The organism is Alkalimonas delamerensis (genome assembly GCF_030717955.1).
Taxonomy (GTDB): domain Bacteria; phylum Pseudomonadota; class Gammaproteobacteria; order Enterobacterales; family Alteromonadaceae; genus Alkalimonas; species Alkalimonas delamerensis.
This window is the reverse complement of the sequence record NZ_JAUZVY010000006.1, coordinates 259,475-279,192: the sequence shown is the minus strand read 5'-3', so window position 1 is coordinate 279,192 and position 19,718 is coordinate 259,475. Positions and strand designations below refer to the sequence as shown.

General features: G+C 53.5%; 15 protein-coding genes. 8 read left to right on the top strand and 7 right to left on the bottom strand.

Annotation, left to right across the window (positions count from 1 at the left end; translation table 11 throughout):
- Positions 1 to 64: 64 nt before the first annotated feature.
- Positions 65 to 862, top strand: coding sequence for a response regulator (locus tag Q3O59_RS14325; RefSeq protein WP_305946231.1), 798 nt, complete (start codon positions 65 to 67; stop codon positions 860 to 862).
- A 78-nt stretch (positions 863 to 940) separates the two neighbouring features.
- Here Q3O59_RS14325 and glyS read toward each other — a convergent pair whose 3' ends face one another.
- The 6 genes from glyS to dnaA form a co-directional block, all read right to left on the bottom strand.
- Entirely contained in the window at positions 941 to 2,998 is a 2,058-nt protein-coding gene (glyS, locus tag Q3O59_RS14320) for a glycine--tRNA ligase subunit beta (RefSeq protein ID WP_305946230.1), read from the bottom strand.
- Positions 2,998 to 3,915 (bottom strand): glycine--tRNA ligase subunit alpha, encoded by a 918-nt coding sequence (gene glyQ, locus Q3O59_RS14315; RefSeq protein WP_305946229.1) that lies wholly within the window; start codon positions 3,913 to 3,915, stop codon positions 2,998 to 3,000. The genes glyS and glyQ overlap by 1 nt, the downstream gene beginning before the upstream one ends.
- Positions 3,916 to 3,997: 82 nt before the next feature.
- Positions 3,998 to 6,412 carry a DNA topoisomerase (ATP-hydrolyzing) subunit B gene (gyrB, locus tag Q3O59_RS14310; protein WP_305946228.1) on the bottom strand — a complete coding sequence of 805 codons (2,415 nt, stop codon included), beginning with the start codon at positions 6,410 to 6,412 and terminating at the stop codon, positions 3,998 to 4,000.
- Positions 6,405 to 7,499 carry a DNA replication/repair protein RecF gene (gene recF / locus Q3O59_RS14305; protein ID WP_305946227.1) on the bottom strand — a complete coding sequence of 365 codons (1,095 nt, stop codon included), beginning with the start codon at positions 7,497 to 7,499 and terminating at the stop codon, positions 6,405 to 6,407. The genes gyrB and recF overlap by 8 nt, the downstream gene beginning before the upstream one ends.
- 6 nt (positions 7,500 to 7,505) lie before the next feature.
- Entirely contained in the window at positions 7,506 to 8,609 is a 1,104-nt protein-coding gene (dnaN, locus tag Q3O59_RS14300; protein ID WP_228590519.1) for a DNA polymerase III subunit beta, read from the bottom strand.
- Between the two features lie 12 nt (positions 8,610 to 8,621).
- Entirely contained in the window at positions 8,622 to 9,989 is a 1,368-nt protein-coding gene (gene dnaA, locus Q3O59_RS14295) for a chromosomal replication initiator protein DnaA (protein WP_305946226.1), read from the bottom strand.
- 668 nt (positions 9,990 to 10,657) lie between these two features.
- Here dnaA and rpmH point away from each other — a divergent pair.
- The 7 genes from rpmH (at position 10,658) to Q3O59_RS14260 (ending at position 19,240) form a co-directional block, all read left to right on the top strand.
- Positions 10,658 to 10,795, top strand: coding sequence for a 50S ribosomal protein L34 (gene rpmH / locus Q3O59_RS14290; protein WP_091342706.1), 138 nt, complete (start codon positions 10,658 to 10,660; stop codon positions 10,793 to 10,795).
- A gap of 18 nt (positions 10,796 to 10,813) precedes the next feature.
- Entirely contained in the window at positions 10,814 to 11,170 is a 357-nt protein-coding gene (rnpA, locus tag Q3O59_RS14285; RefSeq protein ID WP_305946225.1) for a ribonuclease P protein component, read from the top strand.
- Complete coding sequence (gene yidD, locus Q3O59_RS14280) at positions 11,137 to 11,388, top strand: membrane protein insertion efficiency factor YidD (RefSeq protein WP_228593227.1); 252 nt, start codon at positions 11,137 to 11,139, stop codon at positions 11,386 to 11,388. The genes rnpA and yidD overlap by 34 nt, the downstream gene beginning before the upstream one ends.
- A gap of 3 nt (positions 11,389 to 11,391) precedes the next feature.
- Positions 11,392 to 13,053 (top strand): membrane protein insertase YidC, encoded by a 1,662-nt coding sequence (gene yidC, locus Q3O59_RS14275; RefSeq protein WP_305946224.1) that lies wholly within the window; start codon positions 11,392 to 11,394, stop codon positions 13,051 to 13,053.
- Between the two features lie 69 nt (positions 13,054 to 13,122).
- Positions 13,123 to 14,487 carry a tRNA uridine-5-carboxymethylaminomethyl(34) synthesis GTPase MnmE gene (gene mnmE / locus Q3O59_RS14270; RefSeq protein ID WP_305946223.1) on the top strand — a complete coding sequence of 455 codons (1,365 nt, stop codon included), beginning with the start codon at positions 13,123 to 13,125 and terminating at the stop codon, positions 14,485 to 14,487.
- 137 nt (positions 14,488 to 14,624) lie between these two features.
- Complete coding sequence (locus Q3O59_RS14265; protein ID WP_305946222.1) at positions 14,625 to 15,932, top strand: DASH family cryptochrome; 1,308 nt, start codon at positions 14,625 to 14,627, stop codon at positions 15,930 to 15,932.
- A 122-nt stretch (positions 15,933 to 16,054) separates the two neighbouring features.
- The gene (locus Q3O59_RS14260) at positions 16,055 to 19,240 is read left to right on the top strand and encodes a DEAD/DEAH box helicase (RefSeq protein WP_305946221.1); all 3,186 of its coding nucleotides are present in this window, start codon (positions 16,055 to 16,057) and stop codon (positions 19,238 to 19,240) included.
- On the opposite strand, the gene trxC is transcribed toward Q3O59_RS14260, so the two are convergent.
- The gene (trxC, locus tag Q3O59_RS14255) at positions 19,229 to 19,657 is read right to left on the bottom strand and encodes a thioredoxin TrxC (RefSeq protein ID WP_305946220.1); all 429 of its coding nucleotides are present in this window, start codon (positions 19,655 to 19,657) and stop codon (positions 19,229 to 19,231) included. The genes Q3O59_RS14260 and trxC overlap by 12 nt on opposite strands.
- Between the last annotated feature and the right edge of the window lie 61 nt (positions 19,658 to 19,718).

Below are 19,718 nucleotides of genomic sequence, written 5' to 3'. Positions count from 1 at the left end.
CCAGGCAAAGTATTGGATTTCTGCCAGCGCTATGCCAAACTGACTTTTTGCCACAGGAGCCGTTATGCAGCTTTCAACTCAGGATCTGGATATCTTGCTGGCCGAGCCATCGGATGTGCAACGCAGAATTATTCGTCAACGCCTGAAGGCCGAAGATGTCCACCAGGTGGCCGAGGCGGCCAGTCTGCAGCAGGCCATCACCGCTATCCGTCAGCACCGCCCCGATGCCATCGCCAGTGCTTTGCACTTTCCCGACGGCACAGCGTTGGAGCTGCTGCAGCAACTAAAGACCGAGCCTGCTACCGCTGATATTCCGTTTTTACTGGTTTCCAGTGAAACCCGCAAAGAGCAGCTGGAAGCCTTTAAGCAATCCGGTGTTATCGCCATCCTGCCTAAGCCTTTTGATGCCGAGCAATTGGGAAAAGCGCTGAATGCAGCCATTGACTATTTAAGCCCTTCCGAGCTTCAGCTGGAATTATTTGATGTGCAGGATGTACGGGTTTTGATTGTCGATGACAGCCGGCTGGCACGGAACCACATTCGTCGGGTGTTGCAAAACCTTGGCATGCAGCACATCAGTGAAGCCGATGATGGCAAAGCTGCCATGGCTTTTATGCAGCAGCAGATGGTCGATTTGGTGGTGACCGATTACAACATGCCTGAGGTCAATGGCGAAGAGCTGACCCGCTTTATCCGCGAGCACAGCAGTTTGTCGCACATCCCGATTCTGATGGTCACCAGCGAGGCCAATGATGCCCACCTGGCCAACATCGCGCAAAGTGGCATCAATGCGCTCTGTGACAAACCCTTCGAGCCTGCCGCCGTCAAAGAGTTGCTGTACCGCTTGCTCGAGCAGAACTAACTTGCCGCCAAAGCAGTACTAAAAAAGCCAGCCCCTGCGATTGGGGCTGGCTTTTTTTATCTGTGTTGCCGTAGATGATTAGCTTTGCAGCAGGGAAATATCCGCCACCTGCAAAAACAACTCACGCAACTGCTTTAACAGCGCCTGGCGATTGGCGCGAACCGCTGTATCGTCCGCATTGACCATCACCTGATCAAAGAAGCTATCGATAGCGTCCCTCATGGCTGCCAAATGCGCCAGACCATCGCGGTAGGAAGGTGCGGTCGCCTGGTACTGCTGCTCAGCGGCAATGGCCTGATAGAGCGCCTGCTCTGCTGGCTCCGTCAGCAGCTCCGGTTGCACCGAGTCAGCAATAGCGCCCTCTACTTTGGCCAGGATATTGGCAACCCGCTTATTGGCTGCGGCCAGAGCTTCGGCGGCTTCCAGCTGACGAAACTGTGCAACGGCTTTGACCCGGCGATCAAAGTCAGCCGGTTTGGTCGGCCGACGAGCCAGCACTGCCTGGATTACATCGACCGCATAGCCCTGCTCCTGGTACCAGCTGCGGAAACGCCCCAATAGAAAGTCCAGCACTTGTTCGGCCACATCCGGCTGCGTCAGTTTGTCGCCAAAGCTTTGCTTACTGGCCTCAATCAAATCGACCAGATCAACCGGCAGCTCTTTTTCCACCAGAATGCGCAGGGCTCCAATCGCCGCCCGGCGCAGTGCGAACGGATCCTTATCGCCTTTAGGTGCCTGACCAATACCAAAGATGCCAACCAGCGTATCAAGCTTATCGGCAATGGCCACCGCGCAGCTTTCCAGTTGGCTTGGCAAGCTGTCACCAGCAAAACGTGGCATGTACTGCTCATTCAGCGCCAGGGCTACGGCCTCAGCTTCACCATCCAGCCGGGCATAATGCATGCCCATAATGCCCTGCACTTCCGGAAACTCACCGACCATATTGCTCATTAAATCCGTCTTTGACAGCAGGCCAGCCCGGCTGGCTGCAGCCACATCAGCACCAATATTGTTGGCAACCCATCCCGCTAACTGACTGATCCGATTAGACTTTTCAGCCAAAGTGCCCAATTGCTGCTGGAACAATACCGTCTGTAAACTAGGCAGGCGATCGACCAGTTTGGTTTTCTGATCGGTGACAAAGAAAAACTCGGCATCGGCCAAACGAGGCCGCACCACTTTTTCGTTGCCCTCGATAATTTGTTGCGGATCCTTGCTGCGGATATTGCTGATAAAAATAAATTGATTCAATAAGTTACCAGATTCATCCTGCAACGGAATGTATTTCTGGTTGTCTTTCATGGTAGAAATCAATGGCTCAGCCGGCACCGCCAGAAAACGCGGCTCAAAACTGCCCACCAATAACACAGGCCACTCGACCAAAGCGGTAATTTCATCCAGCAAGGCCTGATCCAGTAACGGAACCGCCTTCAGCTCCTTGGCTTTGCTGGCAACGGCGTCCGCGATCAGTTGCTGCCGCTCGGCAAAATCAGCCACCACAAAAGCAGCTTTTAGCTGAGGCAGGTAATCATCGGCATGATCAAAGCTGACTTTAGCTGGGGCATGAAAGCGATGGCCATAACTCATACGGCCGGCCTCACGCCCTAAAATGGTCGCTGGAACCACCTCAGTGCCATACAGCATCACCACGGTATGCACCGGGCGAATAAAGAGCGCATCGGAATTGCCCCACCGCATCGGCTTGGCAATAGGTAACTTATGCAGCGCTGATTTCACCACATCCGGCAGCAATTGCCGGCTTTCGCTACCAGCTTGCAGCTGCTTAAACAGCAGCCAGGCACCTTTATCGGTTTCCAGTCGTTCCGCCTCATACACGTCAATGCCCAAGCCTCTGGCCCAGCCTGCGGCTGCTTTGGTGGGATTCCCATCGGCATCAAAGGCAGCAGTTAGCGCCGGGCCACGCTTTTCCACCAGCTTATCGGCTTGTTTGGCCTGCAACTGATTGACCCGAACGGCCAGTCGGCGTGGAGCTGCGTACCAGCTTATCTCGCCGTGTGTTAACTCCAGCGCTGCCAGCTCAGCCTGAATATTATCGGCAAAAGCGGTAGCCAGTGTTTTCAGTGCCTTGGGTGGTAACTCTTCGGTACCAATCTCAACCAAAAAATCCTGCGCCATTACGATGCCTCCTGCGCTGAGGTTTTACATAGCGGAAAGCCAAGCGCTTCCCGGGCGGCGTAGTAAGCTTCGGCACAGGCCTTGGCCAGAGTACGTACCCGCAAGATATAACGCTGACGCTCTGTCACCGAAATGGCATGGCGTGCATCCAGCATATTGAACGCATGCGATGCTTTCATCACTTTCTCGTAAGCGGGCAACGGCAGCCCCTGTTCAATCAGGTAGTGGCTTTCTTTTTCACACTGATCAAACAGCGCAAACAAAGCCGGCACATCGGCATGTTCAAAGTTATAGCGTGACTGCTCCACTTCATTTTGATGGAACACATCGCCGTAGCTGACTTTCCCCAAGGGTCCATCGGCCCACACCAGATCGTAGATACTGTCCACGCCCTGAATGTACATCGCCAGCCGCTCCAGGCCATAAGTGATTTCACCGGATACCGGCTTGCACTCCAGGCCGCCAACTTGCTGGAAATAAGTAAACTGAGTCACTTCCATGCCATTCAGCCAGACTTCCCAACCCAGACCCCAAGCACCCAGTGTCGGTGATTCCCAGTTGTCCTCAACAAAGCGGATATCGTGCACCAGGGTATCGATACCCAGCTCACGCAACGAACCCAGATACAATTCCTGAATGTTGTCTGGCGACGGTTTTAACAGCACCTGAAACTGATAATAGTGCTGCAGGCGATTGGGGTTTTCGCCATAACGGCCATCGGTTGGCCGGCGGCACGGCTGTACATAGGCCACGTTGGTTGGCTCAGGGCCTAAAGAGCGTAAAAATGTCATGGGGTGAAAGGTACCCGCGCCCACTTCCAAATCCAATGGTTGCACGATGACACAGCCCTGACGCGCCCAGTAGTCCTGCAAGGCCAGAATCAGGCCCTGAAAGGTATTCAAGTCATACTTTTGCATGGGTGTTGTATTCCATCTATGTAAAAAGGGGCAGGCAGATGCTGGCCCCTTTTGGGTTCGTTTCGTCAATCGCTTACCAGACCTAGACGTCGAGGTTGGCGACCCGCAATGCATTCTCTTCGATAAAGGCACGGCGCGGCTCAACATGATCGCCCATCAGCGTCGAGAACAGCTGGTCAGCGCCAATGGCGTCTTCAATGGTAACCTGCAGCATACGACGGGTGTTGGGGTCCATGGTAGTTTCCCACAATTGATCGGGGTTCATTTCACCCAAGCCTTTGTAGCGCTGAATGTAGAGTCCTTTCTTCGACTCACTCATCAACCATTCCAGGCCTTCTTTAAAGCTGCTGACCACTTTGGTCTTTTCACCACGGCGGACATAGCTGCCTTCTTCCAGCAAGTCGCGGATTTCATTGCCCAGGGCGGCAATGCTTTGGTAATCACGTGAGCTGATAAAGTCGTGGTGCAGCACATAGTCGTAATCAATGCCATGTTGCCGCACGGTGATTTTGGGCAGGAACAAGTGCCGCTCACGATCTTCAACCACCTGATGCACATAGCTGGTGCCGTTGCCTTCTTGTGCCTGCAGTTGCTCGACCAGGTTTTTAACCCAACCACTGACAAAGTCATGATTTTTGCACTGTTCAACGCTAAGCGAAGGCACATAAATCAGCTCGTGCAGTAATTGGTAAGGTATTTTACGAGCCAGTCGATCCAGGGTATCCATCACCTTGTGGTACTGACGGACCAAAGTCTCCAGCTGGGCTCCACCAATACCAGGCGCGCTGTCATTGACATGCAGGCTGGCATCGTTCAGCGCCAGTGTGGTCAGGTATTCGATGCGGGCCGCTTCATCTTTCAGATACTGCTCTTGCTTGCCTTTTTTCACCTTGTACAGCGGTGGCTGTGCAATGTAGACGTAGCCTTTTTCAATCAGCTCTGGCATCTGGCGGTAAAAGAAGGTCAGCAGCAAGGTGCGGATGTGCGAGCCGTCGACGTCCGCATCCGTCATCAGAATGATGCTGTGGTAACGGATTTTATCCGGGTTGTATTCTTCACGACCGATGCCGCAGCCCAGCGCAGTGATCAAGGTGCCCACTTCCTGCGACGACAGCATTTTGTCAAAACGCGCTTTTTCCACGTTCAGGATTTTACCTTTCAACGGCAAAATGGCCTGATTTTTCCGGTTACGACCTTGTTTGGCAGAGCCACCGGCCGAGTCACCCTCCACGATGTAGAGTTCGGATAAAGCAGGATCTTTTTCCTGGCAATCCGCCAGCTTGCCTGGCAGACCAGCGATATCCAGCGCGCCTTTACGGCGGGTCATTTCCCGCGCTTTACGCGCTGCCTCACGAGCCCGGGCTGCATCGACAATTTTGGTAACGATGATTTTGGCATCGTTCGGGCTTTCCAGCAGGTACTCGTTCAACCGCTCGTGCATCGCACTTTCAACCGCCGATTTTACTTCCGAGGAAACCAGCTTGTCTTTGGTTTGGGAGCTGAACTTCGGATCCGGTACCTTGACACTGATCACCGCGGTTAAGCCTTCACGGGCATCGTCGCCTGAAGCTGCCACCTTCATTTTCTTGGCGTAGCCTTCCTGGTCGATGTAGGTATTCAGCACCCGGGTTAAAGCTGAGCGGAAGCCAGCCAAGTGGGTGCCACCATCACGCTGAGGAATGTTGTTGGTAAAGCAGAAAATGTTTTCCTGATAGCTGTCGTTCCACTGCATCGCGACTTCAACCGCAATACCATCCTCCCGTTCCTGGGTAAAGGTAAAGACTTTCGGGTGAATGGCAGTCTTATTTTGGTTCAGGTAAGCGACAAAGGCCTGGATACCGCCTTCGTATTTAAAGTGATCGCGCTTATCGGTGCGTTCATCGGTCAAAATAATGCTGACGCCTGAGTTCAGGAAGGACAGCTCCCGCAGCCGTTTTGCCAGAATATCGTAATGGTAATTGATGTCGGTAAATACAGTTGGGCTGGGCCAGAAGCGAATTTCAGTGCCACTGTCTTCGGTTTCGCCAATGACGGTTAATGGCGCTTGCGGCACCCCCAGGCAGTACTCTTGTTCAAACACCTGGCCTTTACGACGAATGGTCAGCGCCAACTTGTCGGATAAAGCATTCACCACAGAGACACCCACACCATGCAAGCCGCCGGATACTTTGTAGGAGTTGTCATCGAACTTACCACCGGCGTGCAATACCGTCATAATGACTTCGGCAGCCGAGACTCCTTCTTCGTGCATATCGGTCGGAATGCCACGACCATTATCACGGACTGAGACCGAGTTATCGCTGTAAATCGTCACCCAGATATCGCTGCAGTGCCCAGCCAACGCTTCGTCAATGGAGTTGTCCACCACTTCGAACACCATGTGGTGCAAACCTGAGCCATCGTCGGTATCCCCGATGTACATGCCAGGACGTTTGCGAACGGCATCCAGCCCTTTTAATACTTTGATACTCGATGAATCGTAATCATGTTCAGCCATAATTGTCAGTCCGTGCTGTCAAGGTTCCATGTTCCACGTGAAACACCCTGGTTGTTTCGGGCGGCATCCACTGCAGAACAGGATCAGGTTCAATTGCGGTTACAAAGACCTGTGAGTTAATTGTTTTCAGTAACTGGAAAACCTGCCGCATAGAATCGGCATCCAACTCGGATGCCAGGTCATCAATCAACAGGATGGGCTGCTTTGCAGCAACCGCACCAATCACATTGCTCTGAGCAATTTTAAGTGCAAATAATAACATCTTTAGCTGCCCACGTGATAACACTTCTTCCGCGGGCTGTTGCTCTACTTTGATTCGTAAATCGGCTTTTTGTGGTCCTGCCTGGGTAAATCCCATTTTGGCATCGGTCGCCCGGTTTTGCTCCAGCAGCTGCAACAGAGGCAGTTGTTGATTCCAGCCTGGATAAAACTGCAGTCGCACGGTCGAGAGCACCGGATGCTCGGCTACCAGTTGCTCAAACTCGCTACTGAGCCGCTGGACATAGTGTTGGCGGAGTTGGTTCAGGGCTTCTGCATGTTGGCAGAAGATCTGATCCCAATAGCCAAATTGGCTCAGAGTCCCACCCTGCTTTAACAATGCATTACGCTGCTTGAGCGCTTTACTGAGCAATTGCCAATGCTGATAAAAGGATGGTTCCACGTGGAACAATCCCATATCAAAGAAGTGGCGTCGCTCTTTTGGCCCACCAAAAAAAATTCGGAAGCTATCCGGTGTGATCAGTTGCACTGGCAACAAATGCGCAATATCGGCCAGTCGTTTGGCACTGTCGCCATTTAACCGTAAGGTTAAGTCCCCTTGCCGGTTGCGTTGCATGCCAACCGAGTGGTCTTGCTGCTGACTGGCTATCCGCGCATGCAGGATGCACGCATCCGTGTTAAAGCGAATCAGTCGGGGCAATTTGCTGGTGCGAAAAGAACGCCCATGCGCCAGCAAATAAATGGCCTCGAGCAAACTGGTCTTGCCACTGCCATTGGCACCGCAAATCAAGTTAAAGCCAGTGCCAGGCTGAAATTGCTGACTTTGAAAATTCCGAAAGTCAGTGACCGACAACAACTGTATCGACATGCAGGCCTAGAGACGCATCGGCATCACGACATAGGATGCCTGCGCATTGCCAACCCCTTCAATCAGCACACTGGAGTTGCTGTCACTCAGGTGCAAAAGCACCAAGTCGGTGTTCAAGCTGTTCAAGACATCCAGCACGTAGCCAACATTGAAGCCTATTTCCAGCGTATCCCCCTGGTACTCGACTTCAATCACTTCTTCGGCCTGTTCATGCTCAGGATTGTTGGCGGTGATTTGCAGTTCATTGGCCGCCAAATTAAAGCGGACACCACGGTATTTTTCGTTCGACAAAATGGAAGCCCGGGTGCAGGCATCTTTCAGGACCGGCCGATGCGCCGTGACCTGCTTGGTGCTATTGCGCGGGATCACCCGACGATAGTCAGGAAAGCGGCCATCAATCAACTTGCTGCTAAAACTAAAAGCAGCATCGACCAAGCGAATGTGGTTGGCACCCAGACTCAGGGTCAGGCTGCCATCATCGTCTGGCAATAACCGCAGCATCTCAAGCACCCCTTTGCGAGGAATGATCAGCTGTTGCTGAGCCTGAGTAGCTTCGTTCAATTGCAATTGGCTCATGGCAAGACGGTGGCCATCGGTGGCGACAGTCCGCACCAGTTGCTGATCCACTTCAAACAACAAACCATTGAGGTAATAACGCACGTCCTGGTTGGCCATCGAAAAAGCGGTTTCTTCCAGCAGACGCCGCAGTTCAGCACGCGACAGTTGCAGGTTGACCTCACCTTGCCAGCTTTCAAGGTTGGGGTACTCGGTCGCAGGCAGAGTTGTCAGAGTGAACTTGGCCTTGCCGGAGCTAATGACAAAATGCTCACCCACCAGGGTCAGCTCAATCTGACAGCCATCGGGCAAGCTTCGACAAATATCCAGCAGCTTTTTCGCTGGTACCGTAATGCGTCCAGGCTGGTGCACCTGACTTACCGCAACACTGGCTACCATTTCAATTTCAAGATCGGTACCGGTCAGCGACAACTGTTGTTGCTGCACATCCAACAGCACATTGGAAAGGATCGGCAAGGTATGACGTCGCTCGATGGCGCCGGAGACCATTTGCAGCGGTTTTAACAGTGTTTCTTTGTCGATGCTAAGGTGCATATCGTATCCCTGTTATGACGATAAGGTACGCAATAAATTCTGGAAATCTTCTTTGATTTCGTGCGTTTCTTCTTTCAGCGATTCTATTTTGCGGCAGGCATGCAGCACCGTGGTGTGATCCCGACCACCAAAGGCATCGCCAATTTCAGGCAAGCTGTGATTGGTCAACTCTTTGGCCAAAGCCATGGCCATTTGACGGGGCCGGGCTACCGAACGGCTGCGCCGTTTCGACAGCAAGTCCGCCACCCGGATTTTGTAGTACTCGGCCACGGTTTTTTGGATATTCTCGATGGTAACCAACTTGTCCTGCAAAGCCAGCAAGTCACGCAGTGCTTCGCGCACAAAGTCGATGGTAATGGGGCGGCCGGTAAAGTTGGCATTGGCAATCACCCGGTTCAGGGCCCCTTCCAGTTCGCGCACATTGGAGCGCAGCCGCTTGGCGATAAAGAAAGCCACCTCTTCCGGCAAACGGATCTGGTTTTCCTGCGCTTTGCGCATCAGGATCGCAACACGGGTTTCGAGTTCAGGCGGCTCAATGGCAATGGTCAGGCCCCAGCCAAAGCGGCTTTTCAGCCGGTCTTCCACCCCATCAATTTCTTTCGGATAACGATCGCTGGTCAAAATAATCTGCTGATTGCCTTCCAGTAGCGCATTGAAGGTGTGAAAGAACTCTTCTTGCGAGCGCTCTTTGTTGGCAAAAAACTGGATATCATCGATCAATAACGCATCGACGGAGCGGTAATAGCGCTTAAATTCTTCAATGGCATTGTTCTGCAGCGCTTTGACCATGTCCTGCACAAAACGCTCCGAGTGCATGTAAATGATTTTGGCATTTTCTTTTTTCGCCAAAATGCCGTTGCCTACCGCATGCAGCAAGTGGGTTTTACCCAGACCAGTACCGCCATAGATAAACAAAGGGTTGTATGCCGTCCCGGGATTATCGGCAACCTGACTGGCCGCAGCACGGGCCAGTTGGTTGGATTTACCTTCGACAAAGTTCTCAAAGGTGTAACTGGCTTTCACATTGGATTTGACGATGGTCTTCGGAGCCGGCTCCGGCATGCTGGCTCGGCTTAGACCTGCCCCCTGTTGACTGGGCGCAGCTGAACTTTGGCTGTTTTCCGCAGCAGCTTGTGGCCGGCTGCCAACATCAAACCGAAGCCTGGGTGCATTATCGCCGCAATAATCATGGATTAACTCATTGATTCTATTGAGATACTTCTCCCGAACCCAGTCCAAGACAAAACGGTTTGGCGCATACAGCGTTAAGGCATCATCGGAGCTGGCTGCTTGCAGCGGCCGGATCCACATGCTGAAATGTTGCGCTGGTAATTCCTGCTGCAAAGTTTGCAGGCAATTCTTCCATACAGACTGGTACACCCTGGCTCCCTGAGTTCTTGTTTTGGCGGTAGCGCATTATTTTAAAACTAGGGAAGCATTATGGGCTTAGTTATCCACAACTTCAATATTGACTTTTTATAAAAAGCTCCCTCGTTAGACCATTGAGCACAACACCATGAAATAGATAGCTTTTTATTTCAAAGCATGCCCAAAAACTGACTTGGTATGACCTCGGTCAAGCCGGCAGTAAAACAGCGCTTTCGTCAAAACTTGCACACACTTTATTCAACAATGGCGTTCAGGCTGTGGAAAACCTGAGATCGCACAGGATCTCAGTAGATATACCCAAGTGACCTCAAGATACGAGTTTCAGAGTAGCTGGGCGTTTTCAATGCAAGGCACACTGGCGTGGAAACGCCCAGCGACTCCCGTAGGGCGGGGCTAAAAGCGCTTTATGCGGCGTTAGCTGTTGTCGATTTGGAACCACCAAAGCTTCCAACAACTGCCTTGCCTAAAGCGCTTTTATCTCCCGCTGAATCCGCATCTTGAGGTCACTTGGGTATAATCACTAGGATCGCATTGACTTTCGCATCCGGAGTACGTAAAATTCGCGCTCATTTTTATCAACTGTGTTTTGGTGTTTCACTGAAGGTAATACTAAAACAGAGCACTTTTTTTAGTGTTATCTAAAGCGGACGGACAAGAATATGAGCAAAAGAACTTTTCAACCTAGCGTATTAAAGCGTAAGCGTGTGCACGGTTTCCGTGCTCGTATGGCCACGAAAAACGGCCGTCAGGTCCTGGCGCGTCGTCGTGCCAAAGGCCGTAAGCGTTTAGCTGTCTAACCCGACAGCTAGTGCTTCGTGCAAACCTTTAAATTCGGCAGGGAGTTACGTCTGCTAACTCCTGGCGAATTTAATGCTGTATTCCAACAGCCTTTTCGGGCTGGCTCTCCTCTCTTTACCATCCTTTGTCAGCCAAACCAGCATCAACATCCTCGACTCGGTCTGATTATTGCCAAGAAACGTGTTAAATTGGCCGTGGATCGCAATCGCATTAAGCGCTGCATCCGGGAAAATTTCCGGCTGCAACAACATCGGTTACCAGCGGTCGATTTGGTGGTGATGGTCAAAGGCCCAATCACAGAGACAGAGAACCAGGAACTCAGCAAGCAACTGGAGCGGTTATGGAACAAAATTTGTCGCCATTACAACGCTTAGCTCTGGCATTGCTTCAGGGCTACCAGAAGCTGATCAGCCCGCTGTTTGGTCCCAGTTGCCGTTTTCACCCCAGCTGCTCCCACTACGCCATTGAGGCCATCACCCGCTTTGGGGTGCTCAAAGGGACTTGGTTAGCAGCCAAACGTCTATTAAAATGTCACCCCTTACACCCTGGGGGTCACGATCCCGTTCCCGAAAAGCACAATGAGAAAAGCTAACCTATGGACTCGCAACGTAGTATTTTAATCATCGCGCTCGCTTTCGTCAGTTTTTTGCTGTGGCAACAATGGCACAAAGACTATGGACCAGAGCCTGTCGTCAGCCAGACTCAAACCGAGCAATTGGACAGCAATGGTGAATTGCAACTCTCAGCCGATGAGTTTGGTACCCAGCCGGTAGCCACCACCCCCGGCCCAGATGCTGGAATCAGTCGCCATGAACAACTGGTGACGGTCGAGACCGATGTGCTTCAAGTAAAAATCAGCACCCGGGGCGGCGATATTGTCAGCCTGAAACTGCCACAGTACGAACTGACCAAAGACAGCCAAACGCCTTATGTTATGATGCGTCGTCAGCCTGGTTTTGACTTTATTGCCGAGTCAGGCCTGATCGGCCAACACGGTCCAGACGACAGCCGCAATGCTGATGGTCGTCCGCTTTACCACGCCAGTGAACTGAGCTTTCAACTAGGTGATGGCCAGCAAGAGCTGATTGTGCCGCTGCATTACCAGCACCAGGGTCTGGAGATTGAAAAGCGCTTTATCTTCCGTCCGGGTCAGTACGATGTTCGGGTTGAGTACCTACTGCGCAATACCAGCGATGAAGTTCGGGTGGTGCAAAATTACCAGCACCTGCTGCAAACCATTGAAGGTGGCCGAGACAGCAGCTTCTTTATGCCGATTTACCGCGGTGCCGCCTACGGTACCCAAAGTGATCGTTACAAAAAATACAGCTTCAAAGACATGCAGAAAAGCAATCTGTCCATCCCAACCCTTGGCGGCTGGGCAGCGATGCTGGAGCATTACTTTGTGGCTGCCTGGGTACCGGATCAGGAAGCGGATAACCAGCTGTACAGCCGGGTTAACCGTGGTCGTGGCGTTATTGGCGCTTTAGGCCCAGTGGTGCAGCTGCAACCAGGCCAGGATGCGCTCATTAGCACAACCTTCTATGCCGGTCCGAAAATTCAGGACAACCTGGCTGAGCTGGCCAATGGTCTGGATTTAACGGTCGACTATGGCTTCCTCTGGTTTATCTCGCAACCCCTGTTCTGGTTACTCACCTTAATCCAAGGCTTTGTGGTGAACTGGGGTGTGGCCATTATCCTGATCACCATCGTAGTGAAAGGTGTGATGTACCCATTGACCAAGATCCAGTACGAGTCAATGGCCAAAATGCGCAACCTCAAACCTAAAATTGAGGATCTGCAAGCCCGTTACAAAGACGATCGGCAGAAGCTTGGCCCGGCCATGATGGAGCTGTACCGCAAAGAGAAAGTCAATCCGATGGGTGGTTGCTTGCCATTGCTGCTGCAAATGCCCATCTTCCTGGCCTTGTACTGGGTATTCGTCGAAAGTGTCGAGCTGCGTCACGCCCCCTTTATGCTGTGGATCCAGGATTTATCGGCACCAGACCCGTGGTTTATTCTGCCGGTCTTGTTCGGTGCCAGCATGTTTATGATGCAGAAATTAACGCCGATGACCGTCACCGACCCGATGCAGCGCAAGCTGATGATGTGGATGCCGGTTGCTTTCTCAGTGTTCTTTATCTGGTTCCCAAGCGGCCTGGTGCTGTACTGGTTGGTCAGTAACCTGATCTCGCTGGCCCAAATGCTCTATATTTACCGGGGCATGGAGAAAAAAGGCCTGCACAGCCGGAAGGCGTAAGCCAAGCTCTGCAGAAAAAAGCCTGTGATTCACAGGCTTTTTTTATAACTCTTTGTGAGGATACTCAGCATGTACAGCACCGATACCATAGCCGCTATTGCCACCGCGACCGGCCGCGCCGGAGTCGGCATTATTCGCATTTCCGGCCCGGCAGCCAATCAGGTGGCAGCGGCAGTGCTTGGAAAAATCCCAAAAGCCCGCACCGCAAACTATCTGCCATTTCTGGATGCCGATGGAAAGGCATTGGATCAGGGCATCGCACTGTACTTTCCCGGGCCTAACTCCTTTACCGGCGAAGATGTGCTGGAGCTGCAAGGCCATGGTGGCCCAGTGCTGCTGGACATGCTGCTGCGCCGTGTCATTGCCCTGCCCCAGGTACGCATTGCCCGGCCAGGCGAATTCAGTGAACGGGCATTTTTAAACGACAAGCTGGATTTAGCGCAGGCCGAAGCCATTGCCGACTTGATTGATGCCAGCTCCGAACAAGCGGCCCGCTCGGCCATGCACTCGCTGCAAGGGGAGTTCTCAGCCCGCATTCATGCGCTGGTAGAAAAAGTCATTCACCTGCGAATCTTCGTCGAAGCCGCCATTGATTTCCCGGATGAAGAAATCGACTTTTTATCCGATGGCAAAGTGGCCACCGATCTGGCCGACATCATCGATGATTTGGCAAAAATACGTCGTGAGGCCAATCAGGGCAGTATTTTGCGCGAAGGCATGCGGGTGGTGATTGCCGGCCGGCCCAATGCCGGTAAATCCAGCCTGCTGAACGCCTTGGCCGGACGCGAAGCTGCCATTGTCACCGACATTGCCGGCACTACCCGCGATGTGCTGCGTGAACACATTCACATCGACGGCATGCCGCTGCACATTATCGACACCGCAGGCTTGCGCGATGCCAGTGATCAGGTCGAACAAATCGGCATTGAGCGCGCTTGGCAGGAAATAGAACAAGCCGACCGGGTGCTCTTTATGGTGGACGGCACCACCACAGACGCCATCGATCCTCATGCCATCTGGCCGGATTTTATCGACCGGCTGCCTTCCGGACTGGGCATGACGGTGATACGCAACAAAGCTGATCTGACCGGCGAGCCGATGCAGGCCGAGCTCAACCAGGCGGTACCGGTTTTTCGATTGTCAGCCAAAACCGGCAGCGGCATCGAGGCTCTGCGTGAGCATTTAAAAGCCTGCATGGGCTTTGAAGGCACCAACGAAGGCAGCTTTTTGGCCCGCCGCCGCCACCTGGATGCCCTGGAGCGTGCCCACCAGCACCTGTTAACGGGCCAAGAGCAATTGCACGGCTTTATTGCCGGCGAAATCCTGGCTGAAGAACTGCGACTTACCCAACAGCATCTGAACGAAATCACCGGCGAATTCAGTTCCGATGATTTGCTGGGCCGGATTTTTTCCAGCTTTTGTATCGGCAAGTAAATCCTGTGCAGCATGGGGCAGGTTTGGATAACCGGGTATCAGTATACAGAGCCCAACAAGGCTTTTAGCGAAGGGCTGTATTGGTCTGATGGCCACTTTGTAGCGTATTCCCGAAACCGAACTTCTGGGAGTTGTGCATGCATCGCGTTGGATTATTTTGGTTTCAGCAGGATCTGCGCCTAAGCGATCAACCGGCTTTGGCTCAGGCCTGCGCTGAGTGTGAGCAGCTGATACTGCTGTACTGCGCCGAGCCCGGCTGGTTTAGCCCGGGCCGCTACCACAGCAAACGGATGGGCATGCAGCGCTGGCGCTTTATCGCGGACAGCCTGAGTGAACTGGCCCAGCAGCTGAGCGCCCTGCAACAACAACTGCTGTTGCGCTTCCAATCCCCGGTTGAGACCATCAGCCAGCTGATCAGTCAGTACCGGGTGGATGCCATCTACCAGAGCCGTCAACCCGGTTATTACGAAAGCCGGCAATGGCAGCAATTGCAGCAACGTTTCCCCTATCTGCCGTTTTATACCATCGACAGCAACACCTTGTTCGATGCCAGCCAACTGCCGTTTGCGCTGGAAGCCCTGCCGGCAAGCTTCAGCCAATTTCGGAAAAAAGTGGAAACTATGCCATTGCTGCCGCTGCACCCCACGCCAGCACGGATTCCTACGGCGCCTAAAGGCCTTAAAAGCCAGCAACTGCCTGCGTATCCGTCCTGGCTTCGATCGGTGTTTCAGGGCGGTGAGTACAGCGGCCAGCAGCATCTGGCACGGTACTTTGGCAGCGACTTAGCAGGCAACTACAAAGCGGTTCGCAATGCACTGGATGGCTTTGATAACTCCACCAAATTTTCTCCCTGGCTGGCCGCTGGCTGTTTGTCGCCCAGACAAATCATTGCGGCGCTGCACGACTACGAAGCCCGGCATGGCCGCAACGATTCCACTTACTGGATCTACTTTGAGCTGTTGTGGCGCGAGTACTTCCACTGGTACAGCCATCGTCATGGTAAAGCCCTGTTTTTGCGCCAGGGCATCAAGCAAACCGCGCCCCTGACCAGCTTCTACCCGCAGCGATTTTCAGCCTGGTGCGAAGGCAACACGCCCTACCCTCTGGTCAATGCCTGCATGCGGCAACTGAAGCAAACCGGCTATTTGTCCAATCGCGGGCGACAACTGGTGGCCAGCTGTTTTGTGCACGAGCTGCAGCTTGACTGGCGCTATGGTGCAGCCTGGTTTGAACAACAACTGATTGATTACGATGTCGCCATCAACTGGGGCAACTGGCAGTATCTGGCCGGTGTCGGTGCCGATCCCCGTGGTCACCGGCATTTTAATCTGGACAAGCAGCAGCAACAATTTGATCCCGATGGCGACTACATCCGCCGCTGGCAGGGCAGCCAGCAGGCCACGCCGCTGGATGTGGTCGATGCTGCCGACTGGCCTGTTTCCTAGCAACCACCCTGGTTGTGTTTGATGCAGCACAAAGCCTCCCTTGATTGCACAGGAAAGCACTGGGGAAACGGCCTGAAAAAAGTTACAATGCTTGTTTGCAAAAAATTCGCGGACCCATGGCAATGCCCGAACTCCAGACCCAAGCCTTTCCACTGACCGATTACGAACTGAAACTGCGTTATGGTGCAGCGGTCTACCAGCGGGCCTTGCCTTATCTGGAGCAGAACAAGGTGTTCCGGCTGGACTGCAGCGATGATTACAGCCGGATCGAAGCCCAGGTCTGGGGCAACTCACTGGTTCCCTACCGTCAGACCATCCGGCTGTTGCGTCAGGGGCGGGACTGGCAATTGCAGGCCCGCTGCAGCTGCCCAGTAGCGGTCAACTGCAAGCATACCCTGGCAGTCTTGCTGAAAATCGTGCAACTGCAACAGCGGCAACATCAGCAGCAACAAGATAAAGTTCAGCTTTGGTTGAGCAGTCTGCAACAGCTGGAACAGCAGCCGGCGGAGCTGGAGTACAAAGACAGGGTGCTGTTTTTGCTGGATCTGACCGAACAAGGCCTGCAGCTGAGCCCGAGGCGGGCACGACGGTTAAAAAAAGGCGGCTTTGGTCAGGGCAGTCTGCTCAGCGAACACGATTACCGCCAGGGCTACATTCCACACTGGGGTTGCAGTGAGGATTTTCGCTTGCTGGGGCTGATTAGCAGTCAAAACCGCTTTGGCCAGATGCTGTTAAAAGAGCGCTGGGGCGCACTGGCGCTGCAAGACATACTGCGCAGCAATCGCTGCTTCTGGCAAAAAGTCCAGCAACCGCTGGGCAGCGGGCCCAAGCGGACTTTGCAGCTCAGCTGGCAGCAGCAGGACCAGGACTATCAACTGCAGTTTGCGCTCAGTGGTCTGACACAATGGCAACTGATCGATACCACGCCCCCGATGTATCTAGATGAAGCGGCTTTGCAAGTGGGGGTTATCGACACCGCGCTAACCGGTGAGCAATTGCAGCACCTGTTGAGCATGCCACAGGTGCCGGAAGCAGAGCTGGCCCAGCTTTGGCTGGGGTTGCAACAAGCCCTCCCCACCGAGCCCCTGCCGGCTCCGGCCGACATTAAGATTGAAGTGATTCAACAAGCACCACAGCCGGTTCTGCAGCTTGGCATGCAATCGCAAGGGCGTCGCAGCCTGCCCATTGCACGGTTGCGCTTTCGCTATGGCGCTTTTGAATTGCCACCGGCTCAGCCGGATAGCCCGGCTACCAGTCACCAGAGCCAGGGCAGCCGGCATTTTGCCATTGAACGCCAGCCCGACGCCGAGCAACAAGCCATCACCACCTTGCTCGATACCCAGCTGTACCCGGCAGACAGCCCCCTTTCGGTTGCAGACAACTACCGGGTAGTGGACAACAGCCCGCTGGCCTGGCTGGAATGGCTCGAGCGCGACAAAGACTGGCTGGAGCAGCAGGGTTGGCGTATTGAACAAAGCGCTGATTTTGATCTCGGTATTGTCGAAGCAGATGCCGAATTTGAAGTGCAAAGCGATGCACCGGGCTGGTTCCAGCTCGATATGCAAGTGCAGCTAGGCCAGGAGCGGGTGCCGATGCTGCCCCTGGTGCAGCAGTGGTTGCAGCAACATGGTGAACCCGAGCCAGACAGCACTCTGTGGCTGCCACTGCCGGATGGCCGCACCCTGAAATTGCCTGCCCATCAGTTGCAGCCGCTGTTCAGCACCTTGCAGGAGTTTTTGCAGCAAGGCAGCGACGACAACACACTGCGTCTGCCGTCTTACCGCAGCGCTTTGCTGCAGCAATTGCCAGCGCAGCGACTGCACTTCGCCGGTGCCGCCGAAATCGAGCAGCTTAGCCAAAAGCTGCAGCATTTTGAAGGCATTGCCGAAGTCCCCTTGCCCGATGGTTTGCAAGCCACCTTGCGGCCTTACCAGCAGCAAGGGCTGAACTGGCTGGTATTCTTACAGCAGTATGGTTTCGGAGGCATTCTGGCCGATGACATGGGTTTGGGGAAAACCCTGCAAGCGCTGGCGTTTTTGCTGCACCAGCGCCACCAAAACGGTCGCTTGCAAGCACTGGTGATCTGCCCAACCAGTCTGATTGGCAACTGGCAGCAAGAAGCAGAGCGCTTCACCCCAGGCCTGAAGGTGCAAGTGGTGCATGGCCAGCAGCGGGGCAAAGCCTTGCAGCAACTGGCTGAAGCTGAGCTGATAATCACCACCTACCCTTTAATGGCGCGCGATCTGAAGCATTACCAGGCCCACAATTTCAGCCATATTGTGCTGGACGAAGCCCAGCAAATAAAAAACAGCCGCAGTCAGACCACCGCCGCCATTCGCAAGCTGCAAGGGGATTTTCGGCTCTGTTTAACCGGTACTCCACTGGAGAACCATCTGGGGGAATTAAAATCCTTGTTTGATTTTTCCTTGCCAGGCTTGCTGGGCAACGATGCTTTTTTCCGCAAGCAGTTTCGCCGCCCAATAGAGCGGGAACAGCACCCGGAGCGTGGCCGGGAGCTGCAACAACGGGTGGCCCCCTTTTTGTTGCGCCGAACCAAGAGCGAAGTGATGAGCGAACTGCCGGAAAAGGTGGAAATTGACCAGTATCTGGCGCTCGACAGCGATCAACGTCAACTCTACGACAGCATTCGTCTCAGCATGGAAAGCCACATTCGCCAACTGTTTGCTGAAAAAGGCCTGGCCAAAAGTCAGATTGAGTTTTTGGATGCGCTGCTGAAATTACGCCAGGCGTGCTGCGATGCCCGTCTGGTCAAATTGCCCAGCGCGCAGAAAGTACAAAGCAGTGCCAAACTGGACTGGCTGACACAAAACATACCAGAAATGATCGACGAAGGACGGAAAATCATTATTTTCAGTCAGTTCACCAGCATGCTGGCGCTGATAGAAGAAGTGATGCAGCAACAGCAGATCCCCTACGCCAAACTGACCGGTCAGACCAAAAAACGTCAGCAACAAATTGATCGTTTTCAGCAGGGCGAGGTGCCGCTGTTTTTAATCAGTTTAAAAGCCGGTGGTACCGGCCTGAATCTCACCGCTGCCGATACCGTCATCCACTACGATCCCTGGTGGAACCCGGCCGTGATGCAGCAGGCCACCGACAGGGCCCACCGCATTGGTCAGGACAAAAAAGTCTTTGTTTACAAACTGATTGCCAAAGACACCGTGGAGCAAAAGATCCAACTGTTGCAGCAGCAAAAACAAGCGCTGGCCGACAGCCTGTTCAGCGGCAACCAGCAAGGACTGTGGCAGGGCAGCGCCGATGACTTGCTGCAGCTGTTAAGTGGGTAAGTGCTGTTGCAACCATTGCTTGAGCTGTGCCTTGGGCAAAGCACCGCTTTGCTGCGCCTTTAACTTGCCATCCTGAAACAGCATCAGCGTTGGGATGGAGCGAATGGCAAAACGGCCAGCCAGTCCCGGCTCTTGCTCGGTATTGATTTTTGCCAGCCGAACCCTGGGTTCAAGCTCAGCCGCCAAACCGGCAAAGATCGGTGCAAATTGCAGGCAAGGGCCACACCAGGGTGCCCAAAAGTCCACCAGCAATGGCAGCTCAGATTTTTCAGCATGCGGGGCAAAATTAGCGGCCGTCAGCTCCAACACCTGGCCAATAAAAAGCGGTTGTTTGCAGTGGCCACAACTGGGCTGCTCTGCAAGACGATCTGGTGGCAGGCGATTTAAACGGTGGCAATGTGGGCAGGCAAGGATCATCACAAACTCCAGCAATAGTGTCTAAACCGGATCTATGGGGCCAAAGGTTACTTTTCAATAA

Excerpts from the sequence above, each read along its gene's own strand:
- Q3O59_RS14325 (WP_305946231.1), top strand. The coding sequence starts at position 65 with ATGCAGCTTTCAACTCAGGATCTGGATATCTTGCTGGCCGAGCCATCG.
- glyS (WP_305946230.1), bottom strand. The coding sequence starts at position 2,998 with ATGGCGCAGGATTTTTTGGTTGAGATTGGTACCGAAGAGTTACCACCC.
- glyQ (WP_305946229.1), bottom strand. The coding sequence starts at position 3,915 with ATGCAAAAGTATGACTTGAATACCTTTCAGGGCCTGATTCTGGCCTTG.
- gyrB (WP_305946228.1), bottom strand. The coding sequence starts at position 6,412 with ATGGCTGAACATGATTACGATTCATCGAGTATCAAAGTATTAAAAGGG.
- recF (WP_305946227.1), bottom strand. The coding sequence starts at position 7,499 with ATGTCGATACAGTTGTTGTCGGTCACTGACTTTCGGAATTTTCAAAGT.
- dnaN (WP_228590519.1), bottom strand. The coding sequence starts at position 8,609 with ATGCACCTTAGCATCGACAAAGAAACACTGTTAAAACCGCTGCAAATG.
- rpmH (WP_091342706.1), top strand. The coding sequence starts at position 10,658 with ATGAGCAAAAGAACTTTTCAACCTAGCGTATTAAAGCGTAAGCGTGTG.
- yidD (WP_228593227.1), top strand. The coding sequence starts at position 11,137 with ATGGAACAAAATTTGTCGCCATTACAACGCTTAGCTCTGGCATTGCTT.
- yidC (WP_305946224.1), top strand. The coding sequence starts at position 11,392 with ATGGACTCGCAACGTAGTATTTTAATCATCGCGCTCGCTTTCGTCAGT.
- mnmE (WP_305946223.1), top strand. The coding sequence starts at position 13,123 with ATGTACAGCACCGATACCATAGCCGCTATTGCCACCGCGACCGGCCGC.
- Q3O59_RS14265 (WP_305946222.1), top strand. The coding sequence starts at position 14,625 with ATGCATCGCGTTGGATTATTTTGGTTTCAGCAGGATCTGCGCCTAAGC.
- Q3O59_RS14260 (WP_305946221.1), top strand. The coding sequence starts at position 16,055 with ATGCCCGAACTCCAGACCCAAGCCTTTCCACTGACCGATTACGAACTG.
- trxC (WP_305946220.1), bottom strand. The coding sequence starts at position 19,657 with ATGATCCTTGCCTGCCCACATTGCCACCGTTTAAATCGCCTGCCACCA.